Below are 15,875 nucleotides of genomic sequence, written 5' to 3'. Positions count from 1 at the left end.
CGCAAACACCCCGTGCATCTGGTCGCCCAGAACATGACCTCAGGGTGCACTTCTTGGCTCTCCGGGTTGTGGCACCACATGCACCTGGCCGGGCACCCTTTGAGAAAGACGGTGGTGCGTATGCCCGGCCCATCGTGAATGGAGTACTTTTTTATGTCAAATATGACACCACTATTCAAAACCATCACTCCGCCAGTGCCGAACCACGGACCGTAGTTGTTACCGTCATTCGGCACATAGCCGCCGGTTCCTTTTGCTGGCTCGAGAGCCCATGATAAGGCGCAGAACGATGGAGGCGGCTCCCACCAATACAACCAGGGCAAGGGCCTTGTCGTGCGCCTTTCCTGCTCAGGATACCCTGAACCTGGCGATGCTTCCCTTCTCCGTCGTGGTCACCTCGAGCCTTGCGTCTATCCGCTCCTTGAGTTCGGGCACGTGTGAGATGATCCCCACAAGGCGTCCGCTTCCCTTTTGCAGGTCCATCAGGGCAGCGAGGGCGAGGTCGAGAGACTCCGGATCCAGGCTCCCGAACCCTTCATCCACAAAGATCGTGTCCAGCCTGATCCCGCCGGAGTAGGCCTGGACCACGTCCGCCAGGCCCAGTGCCAACGCAAGCGACGCGAGGAACCCTTCGCCTCCCGATAGCGTGCTGACGCTCCGCTCCGTCCCGGTGAAGGAGTCCAGAACCTCAAGTTCCAGCCCACCCGGGGAGTTCCTCCTGGCGCGGTCCATGGTCCGCCGCAGCTGATATCTACCTCTGCTCATGACGCGCAACCTCTCAGTGGCCGCGCTCGTTACATCGTCCAGCATCGCCCCGAGGACAAACCGCTCGAAGGTGAGCCCGTACTCATTGGCGCCACAAGCCACCTCGGCGACCCGTCCGGCAACGGCGTATTTCGCCTCCAGTTCCGAGAAGTTTCTCTCTATTCTCCGAAGGCTCTCAAGCCATTGCCTTTCCCGAGCAACTTGGCTTCCGAGCCTGGCGCGTTCCGCCACCGCCGCGTCGGTTTCTGCCTGTGCTCGAACAAATGCTTCCTCGAGGCTCGCCATGTCCGGTTCAGCCAGCCCTCTCGCCGCCGCCTCCGCGCGAGTGAGCCTCTCCTGGGCCGCGTGAACCATCTGGTCGTACTCGGTTACCCTGGATTCAAGCTCGGAGATGACCTCCAAAGGCCGCCGGGCTGCCTGGTACTCCTCGGGGCCCGAAAACCCGGCCCGGATGAGCCTGGCAGCAAACTCCGCTCTATCCGCCTCCAAGGCTGAGGCGGCCGCCCGTGCCGCCCGGAGGGCGGCGTCCAGGGATGCCTGCGCCGACGCCACTTCCTGTCTCGCCCTGCCCGCCTCTTCTTCTGCCAGGCGGGCTGCCGATTCCAGCGACTCAAGCGTGCTCACGGCCGACTTGAGCGCAGCCTCGAGGGCATCTGGAGCTCTCAGGTTCGGGGGGACGTTCTGCTCCCGCTCGGCAAGGGAAGCCTCAGCTGCAGCGAGTTCAGCCAGAGCGCGCGACCGTGCCGACTCGCGTTCTCCGAGCTCGGACTCGACTCTCTGCCGCTCATGCTCGCACCGCGCCAGTTCCCCAGCGAGCCGCTCAGCTTTCTCCGCCGCTGATCTGGCGGCTTCTAGGTTTCTCCTTGCAGCCGTAAAGGCTGCCGACGCGGCCTCCGGGGTGATCTCCGAGTCCCGCCCAAGTCCGGACAGGATCTGGGATACCGAACCTCGAGCAGCCGCCTCTTCCGCCGCTGCCCGGCCCGCATCCGCCTGGGCTTGACGGAAGGCCCGATCGAGACCGGCTTCCGCCTCCTCAGCGTTCTTCATAGTGCGCTCCGTGGGCATACCTTCACCTGCCTGGGCCGGGACGGGATGCTCCCGCGACCCACACACCGGGCACGGCTCGCCGGGGATCAGCTGCGCCGCCAGGCGGGCAGCTTGCCCCCGCACCCAGGCCTCGCGCAGTCGGGCCAGTTCCTCCCTGGCCCGGGTGTGAGCCGCCTCAGCGTGGGCCGCCCTATTACGTGCGTCAGATGCAGCCTGCTCGCGGCGGGCGAGTTCCCCGCGTAGGAATACGAGCTCATTGATGCGGCCGATCAGCCTTTCAACTCGTTCAACCTCAGCTGCCCATTTAGCTTCGCAGGCCGCCTCCGCCTGTGCCATCCCCTGTTCCGCCCGCATCTGCCTGGCCTCCGCGGTGAGCCTGTCCAGCTCACGCCGGGCCGCCTCCGCGCACTCACCTGCCGAGAACGCCCGTTCCCGCGCCTCGATGACGGCGCCACGCGCCCGGTCGATGGCCTCGACTCGCGGGGCGAGCTCCCGGAGGCGCATAACCTCATCTCTGGCGTCTTCGCGCTCCTTCTGGCGTTGGGGTGACTTCTCCACGTCAAGCCGGGATTCAGCCAGCCCAAGGGCTTCCAAGGCCCTGTCCAGCCTGGCCCGGCAGTCTTCCGCCAGGGCCCGTGTCTGCTCCGCTTCGCGGGTCCGCGCGGCCAGAGCGGCCTCGGCGTCTCCGAGGGATTCTGCTTTGCGGGCGCGGACAAGCTCCGCCCGCCGGGCCTCGATCTCAGGCCCCGTCGTAGCCAGGGCATCCAACTCCCGCCTCGCGCTCTCGAGTTCGTCAACCCTGTCCCGCACACGGGCGGCCTCGGTCAGAGCGTCCCTGGCTGACGCGAGCGCGGCTTTCGCCTTGCCCACCCTGGCAATGGCCTCACGCTCCCGGTCCAGGTCATCTGCGAGCCTGCGCTCGATTTCCTCGCAGTCGGCGGCACCGGCCTCGCTCAACTGCCACTGTCGCTTCTCCGCGAGCGCATCACGCTCACGCCGGAGCTCAGCCACTGCCTCTTTCAGGGAGTTCTCCATGGCCCTGTATATCTCAGTCCGGAAGAGGATCTCCAGGATCTCCTGACGGTCTTTCGAACCGGAGGAAAGGACTCTGCGGAACTCTCCCTGCGGGAGAAGAACTACCTGCCTGAACTGGTCGTCCCGGAACCCGAGGATTTCCTGGATTCTCAGAGTCACATCCCTCGGCCCGGTCGCGAGCACCACCCCGGCGTCCCCGGGGTCCGTGACGCCGGTTCTCCTCCACAGTGCAGCCTCCGCCTTCCTCCTGGACACACCCTGGCCTCGCCTCTTTTCCACCTCCTGGTCGGGGCTGCGCCAAACCCTGTACACCTCTGGCCCGACCGAGAAGTCCAAGGCGACCTCAGTGACAAGGTCGGGAGGCGCGTGATGGCTCCTCATCTGCCTGGCATCTCGCTCCGACCCGCTGGCACTGCCGTAGAGGGCGAAGCATATCGCGTCGAGGATCGTTGTTTTGCCGGACCCTGTCGGTCCATGTATCAGGAGGAACGACCTGTCCCGGAGTTCTCTGAAGTCCAGGTTCTGGCGACCACCGTAGGGGCCGAACGCCGTCATTGTCAGTCTGATAGGCCTCATGACGGTGCCACCTCCTCGCGCGCCCGGAGACCTTCCACCACCCCGGCGAAAACCTCCTCCTGCTCCTCGGTGAGTGGCTGCCCCGTGACCTGCTCAAAGAAGGCACGGAACAGCTCCAGCTCGCTCATGCGCCGGTGGTCGCCCCGGATCCCAATCAGCTCACCTGCATCTGAGAGCACCGATCTCCTGACCTCCAGGATGTTGGGGTACACTTCTCTCAGCCGGTCCATGGGATGAAGCAAGGCTCCTTCATCTGTCAGAGTGACTGATATGTAATCCTCGCGGCTCTCACCAGGCCCCGGCCCTCGTAGGATGTCCGCGAGCCGTCCCTCCAGGCACCTCAAATCCCGCCTCGGGGTGAGCCTGACCTCCCGGACCTTCACTTCTCCCACGCGCCCCATCTCCACGAGAGTCACTGACTTGCTGTGCCCAGCCTCGGCGAAGGAGTATTTCATGAGCGAGCCAGCATACCGGACCCGGTGCCTGTCCATGCTCTGCGGGCGGTGCAGGTGACCCAGGGCGGTGTAACCGAATGCCATGAATCGGCCCACATCCACGCTACCCGCACCTCCCACCGACAGCGGGCGTTCTGAGTCCGACGGCTCCCCACCGGCAACAAACGCGTGAGCGACGGCGATAGTCCGCACGCCTGGTGGGGCGAACCCTCTCGCCCAACGGACCATGGAATTCATGGCGTGGTCGTGGTCCTGCGCCTCCGCATCACCGAGCCTCTCCCGCACCACCCGAGGGTCGCAGTAGGCCAGGGGAATGATCCATACGGGCCCATCATCGTCGGACACAATAACAGGTTCGCACTGTCCTCCGGGCAATGTGCCCACATGCAGTCTCTGTCTGGCGAGAAGCCTCGTGCCGAAGCTGAGTCGCTCCGGGCTGTCATGGTTTCCTGGGATCAACACCACTGGCACGGACTCGCCCAGTATGATCCTTGAGAGTACATCGTCGAGCAGTTGGACGGCATCGACCGGTGGCAAAGACTTATCGTACACATCGCCCGCGATAAGGACGGCATCCGGCCTCTCCTCCCGCACCACCTCTACAAACTGCTCCAGCAGGTGGGCCTGGTCTTCGATGAGGCTTGTGCCGCACAGGGTTCGTCCGAGATGCCAATCAGCTGTGTGAAGGACTCTCAGCGCGGTTCCCCCCCTGAATCCGGAATTCAGTACCCCCGCTCTGGATCGACCACGTTGTACATGGGCTCGCCGGCCAGAAACCTTCTCAGGTTCTCGACGAAGAGATCGGCCATGCGAGCAGTGAACTCGGAGAACAGCCCCGCCACATGGGGACTTACGATCACGTTCGGCAGGTCATAGAAGGGAGAATCCGGGGGAAGCGGTTCCTGCTCGAATACATCGAGAGCCGCCCCGGCGATGAGCCCCTCCCGAACCGCCCGAATGAGAGCCTCTTCCACGACCACCGACCCGCGGGAGACGTTTATGAGGTAGGCGGTGGGTTTCATGGCCCGGAACTCCGAAAGGCCGATGAGCCCGGCGGTCTGGGCCGTCGCGGCCACACTGAGGACGACGAAGTCGCTTGCGGTTAGCATCTCGTGGAGTTGTCCGGGCTGGTACATGGCATCCGGCTCGATGTCGACGGCGCCCCACCGGAGGGTGCCTGCAGCCCGAGGCCTGCCTGAGTGAAGGCCGAGTACCCTCATGCCGAACGCCCGCGCCCTCGCCGCTACCTGCCTGCCGATGTTTCCGTACCCCACGATCCCCACGGTCTTCCCTGCGACTTCATCTACCATGAACTCTCCGCGTTGCCCCGAAGGCCATCTGTGCTCTCTCTTGAGCTCCATTAACCGGGGGAGTTTTCGGGCCAGCGCAAGCATGTTCGCCATGACGAACTCGCTTATAGGTGCAGCATGGACACCGCTGGAGTTAGTCAGGATAACATCCCCGCCGCGGAAGAGGTCTCCGGACAGGAGATGATCCACGCCCGCCCCGACCCCATGAAACCATCTCGTCCTCGGGGCGTCAGCCCGGGTGAACCTCGCCGTCCAGGCAAGCACCACGTCCGAGCGGGCAAGTGCCTGTCTCTGGCGCTCATCCCCCGTCCATTTCCCGAAGTCCGCGAGGCTCACTTCGGGCGAAACCGCCTCTATAAGGCGAACCTCCAGAGGTGAGAGCGGAGTGAACGAGCAGATCTGGATTCCCAAGAGCCTCACCTCACCAAGGTTGAGTTGTACGGCCTTGGGCCGCCCGTGGCTCGCGCGCCCAGAGCCTCAGAACAGCCATTGTCAGGAGCCCGGCGCCGAGGGTGACCCCGAACATGAACCCGAACCCCAGGGCGTCGGAGATCCACCCTGCCACGATAGGCGCCACGGTGCGGACAGGCGCGAGGAGCAACCAGGACACGGACGTATACATGATCACGTCCTGGTGGGACGGAGCGCACTCCGTGAGGATCAGGGTTTGGCTCACTGCAAGCCCGCTCATGCCCACATACGCCAGGCCGAGCACGACATAGACCGCCGCAACCGATTGGGCGAGGAAGGCGAGAGCCGCCGCAGCAGCAAACGACGCTGCGGACATTTCAAGGACAGTCCTGTGTCCGTGCCTGTCTGCTACCCGGCCCAGAAGGGGTGAAGTCACTACGGTGACTCCTATGGACACCGCTGTGAACCTGGCCACGTCGATTGCGCCTGCGCCCAGGACCCGCACGGCATAGGTGGAGTAGAAACTGGTGGCCGTGAGTGCGAAGGACATGAGACCCAGGGCTGCGATCACCCCGGCCAGGTTGGAGTCGGTCCTGAGCATGCGCGCCGCCGCACCGGAATACTCTCTGAGAGTGCGCCGGTCCCGTGAGGGAACGTCCCGGGGTTCCACCGTCCACAGGAACGGGATCAGGGTCGCAGTGAGCACGACGAACGCGATGGCGAAGAGCCAGGCGAACCCAGTCGGAAAGGCTGTACGGACAAGGATGACTCCGGCGGCCTGCGCCCCCAGCACGCCAAGCACACCACCTACCGCCCCACTCCATCCATAGAGCCCGCCTCTCTGTTCAGCAGGAATGCACTTCGAGACCAGGCAGAAATAGGACGGGAGGTTGATCCCGGAGAGGGTGTGGAAGAGGGTCCACGCCCCAATGATGTAAGCTATGAGGGCATCAGGGCGTGACGCCCCGAGGGCCATGATGGCAAACGCCACCGAGAGGATAACCAGTCTCTCCCCAATGCCCACCCCGACGAGCCAGCGCCTCTTGAACGGGACCCTCTCTATGAAGGGAGCAACGAGAATCCCCGGAGCCATCGACCCCAGGTTCTGAAGCGCGGGGATGAGCCCGATGACAAGATTGGACGCACCGAGCTGAGTGAGGAGAAGAGGTATAATGGTGGACGCCGAGATCACTGAAAGGCCCAGCGGAAAGCCGAACCCGTCCACGAAGAAGATGAGGTAGTTCCGTCTCGCGTCTCTCCGGCTCACCACAGTCTTGGACGCAATGATGGGCGCAGGAGACACTCCTGGTTCCGCCGCCACTTCCTGCACAACCGCGCTCATTCAGTGTCAAGTCCCTTCAAACATGAGATGCAGATCCCATCGGATGTCCAAGGGTAGGCACTCCTCACTCCCACCGGAACAACCTGACAGCCAAGACGAAGAAGAGCACGAGCCACCCGGCCATCACAGCGAAATCCGCCCAGAGAGGGAACATCGGCGGAAGCCCCGAGATCACCTGCCGGAGCGCATCCGCGACGTAAGTAAGCGGCACTATCTTGAGGACGGGCTGGACTGCTCCTGGCAGAATAGCGGCGGGCAAGAGGGTGCCCGAAAGAAAGAGCATAGCCATCTGAAGGGGCTGAGCCACTGCGGGAGCAGCTTCCTGGGTCCTCGCCACCCCGGCGAGAACGTATCCCAGGCTCACGAAGACCAGGGTTCCGAGGATCGTAGCAGCAATCACCAGGAACCAGTTCCCGACCACCGCGACTCCGAACCCGACCCATCCTACGATGATGAAGAGCAATCCCTGCGCCACCCCGATTGTCATCCGAAAGAGGAGTTGCGAGAGGAGCACAGACGTCCGGGACAGGGGAGTCGCCCACATCCGCCTGAAGATCTTCTGCTCCCGCTGTTCCACCAGGGGCTGCGCGGTCGCGAACATCCCCAGCCACATCATGGATACTCCGAGCATGTTTGGGAAGTAGTGCCGGGGCGTGAGGCCTTCGGTGTTGCCCATGACAAGGCTCAGGAATACCGCGAGGACCAATGGCATTATTGCCGTAAATCCCACCACCACCGGGTTCCTCAGATACTCTTTCACGCTGGACCTGTAAAGCGCACCTACAGCGCGAGGTGATATCATGCTTCCGTTCATCCAAGTCTACCCCTTACTCTCTCATGGACCTTCCGGTGATCTTGAGAAACACGTCCTCGAGCGACGCCTGCCTGACTACCATGTGTTTGAGCGAAACGGCGTTCTCGCCGGTCAGGCCCAAGAGGCCTGCCATGGTCCCGGGCACATCCGAGGAATAGAGGGTCACCTTTCCGTTCCCGCGGATCAGGTTGGCCACGCCGGGGAGAGCCGCAAGTGCCTCCGTCTGGGTACCCTCCGGGGCATCGAACTCGATTGCGATATGTTTGAAGTGCTTGTTCACAAGCGCACTCGGAGAGTCCATCTCGATTATGTGCCCGCGGTCGACTATGGCCACGCGGTCGCACAGGTGCTCGGCTTCCTCCATGTAGTGGGTGGTGAGAACAACGGTCTTCCCCCGGTCCCGGAGCCCACGGATCACGTCCCACAGCGCTCGCCTGGCTTGCGGATCCATGCCTGTGGTGGGCTCGTCTAGGAAGACGATCTCCGGACCGTTGACAAGAGCCATGGCAACAGACAACCTCTGGCGTTGCCCGCCTGAGAGGTCCTTTGAGAAAGCCCGGGACTTCTCCTCAAGCCCCACCATGCGGATGAGGTCGGTTGTGGGGACCGCCCTCGGGAAGAAGGACCCGAACAAGTCGATGAGTTCCGCCACGGTAAGCTTCGGATACATTCCGGTGGTCTGAAGCTGCACGCCGATCCTGGACTTGATAGCTGCAGAAGCCCCCTTGTGAGTGAGGCCCAGGATCTCAAGAGTGCCGGAGTCCGGAGTCCTAAGACCTTCCATGCACTCGATGGTGGTGGTCTTTCCGGCCCCGTTCGGGCCGAGCATTCCGAAGATCTCCCCACGTCCCACAGAGAATGAGATGCCGTCGACAGCCCGTACAGACCCGTAATGCTTCCTCAGCCCCTCCACTCTGATAACCTGCTCCGGTTCGCCCAATTCCTGATCCCTCCGCCCCTCCCCGCCAGCTCACTCAATGGCGTGAATCAGCTGCGTATTCGACGTCCGCCATGACGTCACCTTCCTGGCCTCGAAAGGAAGGCATTATCATGATCGCCGAAGAATGCCATTCGTGTACCGCCCCAACCAGAGTAGTCGCAAACGGAGGTGTCGTCCATGGCTCAAGAGACCAATAACGTCCTCGACAAGCTCGGGCTCGACCGCGACTCCCTTTCCGGGCAGGTTGCGGTTGTGACCGGAGCAGGCAGGGGAATAGGCCGCGTGGCCGCCCATGCGCTCGCGTGGTTCGGGGCCAGGATTATTGTAGCCGAAATCTCAGAGGTGGGCGAGGAGACGGCGAGCGCGATTCGGGATTTTGGAGGGCACGCGTCCTTTGTTAGGGCGGACATCTCTTCCCAGGAGGATGTCGCGCACCTTGCGGCGGAGACCCATCGGGTTTTCGGCTACGTCGACATCCTGGTGAACAACGCAATCATCTGCCCGGTCGCGTCCGTACTTGAGACTGAAGTACGTACGTGGGACCGGGTGATGTCGGTGAACCTTCGGGGGCCGTTCATGCTGTGCAAGGAGTTTCTCCCGGATATGCTCTCCCGAGGACACGGCGTCATAATCAACATGACCACTGCTGAGGCGATGCCGTATCTCTCGGCGTATGTAGCGTCCAAGCAAGGCCTGGCCGCGCTGAGCCAGTCTCTTGCTGCGGAGGTGGCAGGGAGGGGGGTCCGAGTTGTAGCCCTGGGAGTGGGAATGGTGGACACTCCCGGGCTGCTTGGAGCCGCGCGCGAACTTGCGCCCCGGCTGGGCATGTCTTACGATCAGTTCATCGAGGTCTCCCTTCACCCAGCTTACCAGGGACTCATGCCACCCGAACACGCCGGAGCCGCTGTCGCCTACCTCGCGTCCGCCCTCGCCGATGAGTACCACGGGGACGTGGTCACAGGGTACGAGGTGCTAGAGAGAGCCGGAGTGATTGAACCCGCGCAAGAAGTGGGAATGACGGACGTCCCAAGTGCAGGGCCAGCACAAGACGGGGGAACGACAGACGTCCCCGGCATTGAGCCTGCTCAAGAGGCGTCAGTGACGGAAGTCTCGGGCGCGGATCGAGCCTCCGCCACGGCCTCAGGGGCCGTTCCTGTCGCCCCCGGAGGCCCTTGGAGCGGCCTCGCAGGCAAGCGCGAAGACGACGGTGAATGCCTGATCTCCCAGGCCATCCATCTTGCAGTCCGGCTGCGCGCGGTGATAGCCGACACGGAGGAGGACTTCGCGAAATTGCCGGTGTTTGTGCGTCCTCTCGCGAAGCGGGGGTTCCGAGCCAAGGCGGCCCTGAGCATCCATGAATGGCAGGATGCTGCTGGTAGGCTCGAACGCGTGCTTGCGCAGGCGGTGCGCCCGGAGGGATCAGACACAGACCTGGGCGCGGAGTGCGTGAGGATAGCTGGTCTCCTCGGAAAGCTCGCGGCCTACTACGAACAGGCCCCTGCGGAAACCGCCCGGTTCACCCGGGATCCTGCCACTCTGGCCCACGTGCGGAGAATCATGGGCGAAAGGCTCGAGGTCGTCAGGAGCCTGGCGCAGACGCTCGGCGAGATCGAAAGACCGCGGAGCGAGAAATGAAGACACCTCAGGCGGCCCAGAACAGCCGCGAACGTTGAGAACAGCCCGGGGCCGGCCCGAGGTGGTGAGAGTTAGCCCAGAATCGCCGCCAGATCCTCATCAGGCGCAGTGATCGGAGTCAAGTTGAACTTCTCCACAAGAACCCCCACGACTGCGGGTGTCAGGAACGCGGGGAGGCTCGGGCCGAGCCTGATGTGCTTGATGCCCAGGTGCAACAGGGTCAGGAGAATGCACACCGCCTTCTGCTCGTACCAGGAGAGCACCAGTGACAGCGGGAGACTGTTCACGTCGGTCCCAAAGGCCTCAGCCAGCGCCTGGGCGATCTTGATCGCGGAATAGGCGTCGTTGCACTGCCCCACATCGAGCAGGCGCGGTATGCCCGCCACCTCGCCGAAGTCCAGCTTGTTGAAGCGGTACTTCCCGCACGCAAGCGTCAGGATGACACAGTCCTTGGGAACCTTCTGCGCAAATTCGGTGTAGTAGTTCCTGACCGCCTTGGCGCCGTCACACCCTCCGATCAGGAAGAAGTGTCGTATGGCGCCCTTCTTGACAGCATCGACCACGTGGCCTGCGACGCCCATAACAGCACTGTGCCCGAACCCGACTGTTATGGTCTTTTCCGGCTCATCCTCGGCAAACCCCGGCTCGGCGAGAGCCGCCTTGATGACGGGCGTGAAATCCCTGTCGGAGATGTGCTTGACACCAGGCCATGCCACGAGTCCACTCGTGAAGATCCGGTGGACGTAGGACTCTTTCGGCCTCTGCAGGCAGTTCGTGGTCATGAGGATGGCCCCTGGGAACTGCTCGAACTCGGTTCTCTGGTCCTGCCATGCACCACCGTAATTTCCCGCCAGGTGGGGGTACTTCCTGAGCTCCGGATAGCCGTGGGCGGGAAGCATCTCACCGTGGGTGTAGACGTTGATGCCGGTACCTGCGGTCTGCTTGAGGAGTTCCTCGAGGTCCCGAAGATCGTGTCCAGACACCAGGATGGCATGGCCGCGTACCGGGCTCACCCTCACCTTGGTGGGGCTTGGATGGCCATAGGCCCCGGTGTTGGCCTGGTCCAGCATCTCCATCACCCTCAGATTCACTTCACCCACCTTCAGGGCCATGCCGAGCAAGGTGTTGACATCCGTATCGGCACGGTTCAAGAAATCGAGGGCTTCGTGGAAGAACGCATACACCTTGCTGCACTCAACTCCAAGGATCTGCGCGTGGTCAGCATAGGCTGCCATTCCCTTGAGCCCGAAGAGTATCAGGTCACGGATCCCGGCGGCGTCCGCTCTGGCTGCAGCCTGCTCGCGGTCTGCTGCCCCCACTTCCCCGCCCTGGCGGATCAGGTCTTCAATGCTGCCGGCAGGAGTCCAGGCCGCAGGCCCAGCCAGGAGTTCCGGATCTCTCCCAGCCTTGCGGCAGGTTTCCTCGTAGAGTTCCTTCGCGCGATCCTTCAGCTCGGCCGCTCGGGCAAGCAGTCCGGCCAGCCTTTGGGGGTCGAAGTTCACATTCGTGACGGTCGTGAAAAGCGCCTCCACGACGAAGACATCCAGGTCCCGGTCAGAGGCCCCAAGATCCCGAGCTCTCTTGGCATACATCGAGATCCCCTTCGCAGCGTACACCAGGAGATCCTGGAGAGCCGCAGTCCTGGCGTCCTTGCCGCACACCCCCGCCTTGGTGCAACCCAGTCCGCCTGAAGTCTGTTCACATTGATAGCAGAACATTATGCCACCTCCGATGCGAAGTTCTTGGATTCGAGTACCCGCCCGCCAGCGCTGATCTTCGTGAGCGTGAGTGGGATTCGGACCCCTGCGTCAGCCATCGCCATCTGGACCAGGCGCACAAGCCCCGAGCAGCACGGCACCTCCATGTACACCACATGGATGGATCTAAGGTCGTTCCTGGCCATGATCGCGGAAAGCTTCGCCCCGTAGGCCGCGGCATCGTCGAGCTTGGGGCATCCCACAACCAGTGCCTTGCCCGGCAGAAATGTGGAATGGAAACCGGCGAAAGCGAAAGGCACGCAGTCCGCGCAGACCAGAAGGTCCGCGTGGTGCAGATAGGGCGCGCTTACCGGGACCAGAGCAAGCTGAACCGGCCAGTTCCTCAAAGCGGACTCCGCCTGTGGCCCGAGGGACCTGGCTAGAGAGCCCGGGCACGCGCACGGCAGCTGCTCCGGCGTGGAAGCCGCGACTGTGTCCACGGGCAAGTGTATGAGGGATATCGCGCCCCTGGGGCATTCGCCTATGCATGCCCCCAGCCCATCGCAGTGGGCCTCATTGACTAATCTCGCCTTGCCATCGATAATCTCGATGGCCCCTTCTGCACATGCCGTGGCGCATATGCCGCATCCGTCGCACTTGTCTGAATCAATCTGGATTATTGCCTTCGTCGGCTGACTGGAGGTCACAGCCCTCACTCCTTTTGAGAGATGTCAGCTAGTGTAGTGGCGGAAAGGAAATCCCGGAACTCCGAGGTAAGTCTCTCGGGCAGTTGCTTGAGTATGCACTCGCCGAACGGGCATTCCTGCGCGTTCACCGGGCACGGTTCCGTCGAAAGAGGCCCTTCGATGACCTCATATATGTCCAGGAGGGTGATCTTATTAGCCGGCCTGGCCAAAACGAACCCTCCCTTGGGACCCCGTACAGAGCAGAGTAGGCCTGTGTGAACAAGTCTCTGCAGCACTTTGGCCAAGTGAGCCCGTGAGAACTGCATGGTCTGTGCGATGTCTCTTCCGCTCACGAGCCGGCCCTCACCCCGGGCGATAAGTGCCATGCTATGCAAGGCCAGAGATGTGGCTTCCGATATCTGAAGGGCAGTAGTCAAACCCCGAACACCCCCTTTGTGATATTATAGTACCACAATATTATATTATGTCAAGGAGGACTTCTTCTTTCTTCTCTGTGGAAGCAGAAGCGGGGGCTACTGCCCCCGCCGCGCAAGGTCGGCCGCCATCATCTGTTCGGCCTTCTCGATTAGGCCGCGGACGATGAGGCCGGCCTGCCGGGTAGTGATGTTGCCATAGTCGTAGGCTCCGTTGTCCACGTTGATCCGGTCAGCGAACCCGAGTTCGCGTGCGATCTCGTACTTCACCTCGTCGGAGACAATGGAACGTCGCCTCGCCATAGGAACCACCCCCAGTTAGGATCCCACCGGTTGCGGATGTAACCCGATGAAGTAACGGGTATACTGGTGTTCGGTGGGATTTGCCGCACGATGCTCCAGCCAACCTGCCTGGGCGCGCAATTCGGGCGCGCGGTCAAAGAAAGAGAGGATCTTGTGGCCCCTCACTGCCTCCTTGGAGTCCCGTGCAAGCACGTATCAGGTGCGGGCTTCACCGTCACTGATGACGATGGTCATCGGTGGGCATACGAACAGGCCGTTCCCATCCAGTCTCAAGACGCGCGGGACGGCCTGCCGATCCAAAACAACCAACCAATACCCAGCTGTTAGTTATGTCCCTCCACGTCACACGTAACCTCGCCAGTGTCCGGCACGAAGGTATAGTTTCCTCCTGAGGGGCACCGAAACTCCGCCGCATTCTCGAGGTAAGGAGACAGATCGTCTATGCCTGTGCCCCAGTCTCCTGTCTCTGTGTACCGCATGGCCCTGGCCGATTCCAGCGTCTTGCGGTTTGCCCGGCATACTGCAGCCTCCGCCCGGCTTCGGAAATTGGCGTATTTCGGTACGGCCATGCTCGAGAGGATTCCAGTAATGACCACAACAACCATGAGTTCGATCAGGGTAAACCCCCGTTCGCCCCTGAGAAGCATTCCCGATCCCCCCAAAAATCGTGTGAATGGTCCGTTTTCCGCGCATCATCCATGCCACGCTGACATTTCTTCGTCAATTACCGATATCCTTCCTATCTGAGAGGGCAGGAAGAGAACTCCGACAGCAGGCCGGCGAAAGACGAGTGTCGGTCCATTCCCCCGTCACGGCCGTCCGAAACAAGTCCTTCGGCCCCGGTTGCCGTACGGGAGCGCCTGCATACGGTATCAACGGCAGTCGCCGTTTCGACTCCGTCGATCCCAGCACTAATGCCCGAAGCGGAGGTGACAAACGTGTCTTATCCTCTTGATCCATATTCGGTACCAGCATCCATGCCCGCCGGGTCACAAGCTGAAGCGGACCCCAACGCCACGCTATGGTGGGGGCCCCCGTGGTGGAGGCCATGGTGGTGGCGTCCATGGTGGCGTCCGTGGTGGCCAGGCCCATGGTCGGGACCGGGACCAGGGCCATGGCCGGGGCCAGGACCATGGGGGCCCCGTTAGGCAGGTAGCCTGGGCGCGCCGGTAGATCGACTGGGGTGGCGCCAGGTGACCAGCCTGGCGTCATCCCTCCTGTAGATGACGCGGTACTTGTACTGCTGGTACCAGTCGTTTGGGCCGGTCATCAGCACTATAGGTAAGCAACCTCAAACTGAGATCATGCTGTCTTGAAATGCAGCCTGGCATCTGCGCGCCTCCTCACCTTGCTCGGGGTGTTCTAGGCGTACACGTAGAACTTACGTATCCTCTCGGGTAGTTCTTTGTCGGCCGAATACGCACTGCCTCGGGCGCAGTAGTCTTGAGCCATGCCCAGATGTTCTCCTGCGGGTTCAGTTCTGGCGAATACGGGGGCAGGAAGATTAAATGAAGCCTGCCCTGGTATTTCTTCTCGTACTCAGCTGCTATGGATCTGTGGGGCCGGTAGTTGTCCAGGATCGCCCAAACCTCTTTGTCGGGGTTTATGCGCATCAGCTTGTCGACAAACCGGCCTACATGGTGCGACTTCATGCCTTCGCTCGACGGATGCACGGAGTAGTACGGCCTGTAATCCTTCAGTATCTCTGTAACGCCTATGACGTTGACTCCCTTGTGGTCCCCGTTTGCCTCTGCGTAGAGGGGCTGGCCCTTGGGACCCCATCCGTAGAGGCTGTCGGACTCCAGCCTGATCTCCGTCTCGTCCAGGGCGAACACGCAGACGTCGTCTCCTTGGGAAGGGTCATCCACTAATGAAGCCACCCCTTTTTGAAGGCGTCCTGAGCCTGTTTGTCCGCCCTTGCAGGGCGCTTCGTGCTCCGCTTATGGGAGTGGCCGAGCTTGTGCAGTATCTGCCGGATCCGCTCGTAGGAGTACTTCCGCCCGTACGTATCAAGGATGTACCGTTGGAGGACCCTAGTGTCCCAACGGTTCTTGTAGTATCCATGATCCTGTGGGTTCCGGTTCCTAACGGCGTCGTCGATGTCGGCGAGCATCTCCTCGGTGAACGAGCTCTTGCTGCCGCCCCTGTGGTCCTTTGCAGCCTCCATGCCTTGTTTGTTCCACCGGTTGACGTGCCTCCAGACGCAGACGCGGGAACACCCAGCGTCTGGGCTATGGTCTCTGCTGGAATACCCTGAAGAGTCATGACTACCGCCGTGAGCGCTTGACGCGTATATGGCTTCTCAGCACGTGCCGCAATCTTTGCAAGCTCGTCGATCCCGAATCCGTGCGTATTCGTTACTCGCATCCTTGGCATTGGCATGGGCAATCCCTCCCTTCAGCTGGCAGCCATTATACCAGCTAGA

General features: G+C 62.1%; 15 protein-coding genes. 1 reads left to right on the top strand and 14 read right to left on the bottom strand.

The window, feature by feature from the left end:
* The 7 genes from NUW23_11310 to NUW23_11280 form a co-directional block, all read right to left on the bottom strand.
* The coding region (locus tag NUW23_11310) for a 4Fe-4S cluster-binding domain-containing protein (protein MCR4426751.1) at positions 1–185 on the bottom strand (185 nt) is incomplete at its 3' end.
* 163 nt (positions 186–348) lie between these two features.
* Positions 349–3,423 (bottom strand): SMC family ATPase, encoded by a 3,075-nt coding sequence (locus NUW23_11305; protein MCR4426750.1) that lies wholly within the window; start codon positions 3,421–3,423, stop codon positions 349–351.
* Positions 3,420–4,574: an exonuclease SbcCD subunit D gene (locus tag NUW23_11300; protein ID MCR4426749.1), complete on the bottom strand. Its 1,155-nt coding sequence runs from the start codon at positions 4,572–4,574 to the stop codon at positions 3,420–3,422. The genes NUW23_11305 and NUW23_11300 overlap by 4 nt, the downstream gene beginning before the upstream one ends.
* Before the next feature lie 26 nt (positions 4,575–4,600).
* Positions 4,601–5,599: a D-2-hydroxyacid dehydrogenase gene (locus tag NUW23_11295; protein MCR4426748.1), complete on the bottom strand. Its 999-nt coding sequence runs from the start codon at positions 5,597–5,599 to the stop codon at positions 4,601–4,603.
* 10 nt (positions 5,600–5,609) lie between these two features.
* Positions 5,610–6,941, bottom strand: coding sequence for an MFS transporter (locus NUW23_11290; protein ID MCR4426747.1), 1,332 nt, complete (start codon positions 6,939–6,941; stop codon positions 5,610–5,612).
* A 64-nt stretch (positions 6,942–7,005) separates the two neighbouring features.
* Positions 7,006–7,755 carry an ABC transporter permease gene (locus tag NUW23_11285; GenBank protein MCR4426746.1) on the bottom strand — a complete coding sequence of 250 codons (750 nt, stop codon included), beginning with the start codon at positions 7,753–7,755 and terminating at the stop codon, positions 7,006–7,008.
* Positions 7,756–7,768: 13 nt separating this feature from the next.
* Entirely contained in the window at positions 7,769–8,695 is a 927-nt protein-coding gene (locus NUW23_11280) for an ABC transporter ATP-binding protein (protein ID MCR4426745.1), read from the bottom strand.
* Between the two features lie 177 nt (positions 8,696–8,872).
* Here NUW23_11280 and NUW23_11275 point away from each other — a divergent pair, with 177 nt between their 5' ends.
* A complete protein-coding gene (locus NUW23_11275) occupies positions 8,873–10,330 on the top strand; it encodes an SDR family oxidoreductase (GenBank protein MCR4426744.1) in 1,458 nt (485 codons plus the stop codon).
* A 71-nt stretch (positions 10,331–10,401) separates the two neighbouring features.
* Here NUW23_11275 and hcp read toward each other — a convergent pair whose 3' ends face one another.
* The 7 genes from hcp to NUW23_11240 form a co-directional block, all read right to left on the bottom strand.
* Entirely contained in the window at positions 10,402–12,048 is a 1,647-nt protein-coding gene (hcp, locus tag NUW23_11270; GenBank protein ID MCR4426743.1) for a hydroxylamine reductase, read from the bottom strand.
* A complete protein-coding gene (locus NUW23_11265) occupies positions 12,048–12,734 on the bottom strand; it encodes a 4Fe-4S binding protein (protein ID MCR4426742.1) in 687 nt (228 codons plus the stop codon). Before NUW23_11265 ends, hcp begins: the two co-directional genes overlap by 1 nt.
* 5 nt (positions 12,735–12,739) lie before the next feature.
* Positions 12,740–13,150: an Rrf2 family transcriptional regulator gene (locus NUW23_11260; protein ID MCR4426741.1), complete on the bottom strand. Its 411-nt coding sequence runs from the start codon at positions 13,148–13,150 to the stop codon at positions 12,740–12,742.
* A gap of 96 nt (positions 13,151–13,246) precedes the next feature.
* Complete coding sequence (locus NUW23_11255; protein MCR4426740.1) at positions 13,247–13,450, bottom strand: alpha/beta-type small acid-soluble spore protein; 204 nt, start codon at positions 13,448–13,450, stop codon at positions 13,247–13,249.
* A 323-nt stretch (positions 13,451–13,773) separates the two neighbouring features.
* Complete coding sequence (locus NUW23_11250; GenBank protein ID MCR4426739.1) at positions 13,774–14,097, bottom strand: prepilin-type N-terminal cleavage/methylation domain-containing protein; 324 nt, start codon at positions 14,095–14,097, stop codon at positions 13,774–13,776.
* A 696-nt stretch (positions 14,098–14,793) separates the two neighbouring features.
* A complete protein-coding gene (locus tag NUW23_11245; protein MCR4426738.1) occupies positions 14,794–15,318 on the bottom strand; it encodes a transposase in 525 nt (174 codons plus the stop codon).
* Entirely contained in the window at positions 15,318–15,746 is a 429-nt protein-coding gene (locus NUW23_11240; protein MCR4426737.1) for a winged helix-turn-helix domain-containing protein, read from the bottom strand. Before NUW23_11240 ends, NUW23_11245 begins: the two co-directional genes overlap by 1 nt.
* Between the last annotated feature and the right edge of the window lie 129 nt (positions 15,747–15,875).

The organism is Bacillota bacterium, assembly GCA_024655925.1.
In the GTDB taxonomy this organism is placed as follows: domain Bacteria; phylum Bacillota; class DTU025; order DTU025; family JANLFS01; genus JANLFS01.
This window is presented reverse-complemented; position numbering and strand designations above follow the sequence as displayed.